The sequence below is a fragment of the Streptomyces sp. DH12 genome, from assembly GCF_020873895.1.
Classification (GTDB): Bacteria; Actinomycetota; Actinomycetes; order Streptomycetales; family Streptomycetaceae; genus Streptomyces.
The window spans coordinates 1-592 of sequence record NZ_JAHWGT010000493.1; the positions used below are offsets into that span (position 1 = coordinate 1).

Genomic DNA, 592 nt, shown 5'->3' on the forward strand with positions numbered 1-592 from the left:
GCCGTTGAACACCGTGTGCTCGCCGGCGAACACCTGGGCGTCACGCAGCTGCAGATACAACTCGTCGCCCCCGCTGGGGATCGCGCCGTGTCCGGCGAAGTAGACCAGCAGCAGCCCGCGGGCCTCCCTGGCGACCCGTTGCAGCTCCCGTGCCGCCTCGGCGAAGTCGGGCGACTGCAGGGACACGATCTCCTCGTCGGCGAACACCCCCGCACGCACCAGCGCCTCGTGCAGCACGGGCACGTTGTGCTCGACGGCCGGCAGCTTGCCCGGCACCCCGTGCGGCCGTTTCGTGAAGCGGTAGTCGGACACACCGATCAGCAGCGCCCGGTCCATCGGCTCCCCCGCGTCCTCAGGCTGCACCGGCCTACCTGTCGTCGCGGTTCACCGGTTCGACTCGGCCCTGCGGCGGTTCGCCGTTCTCGACCTCGCGGCGGTTGTCCCGCCAGGCCACCACACCGCGCTTGACCCGCTCCAGCAGTTCCTGGAACACCACGGTGGCGCCCGCCGACGTGACGGCGATGACGATCTCCTGACTCGTCCCCATCGGGGCGCCGTCGTGATCGGCGGCCGGCCGCTCGCGGATCCGCAG

At 71.5% G+C, this 592-nt stretch carries 1 protein-coding gene and 1 pseudogene; both read right to left on the reverse strand.

The window, feature by feature from the left end; genetic code table 11:
• Positions 1 to 363 (reverse strand): caspase family protein (locus LPA54_RS35365; RefSeq protein ID WP_228984682.1); only part of this gene is annotated, 363 nt, incomplete at its 3' end.
• Positions 364 to 367: 4 nt separating this feature from the next.
• Positions 368 to 592: pseudogene (locus tag LPA54_RS35370) on the reverse strand (hypothetical protein); the annotation flags it as partial.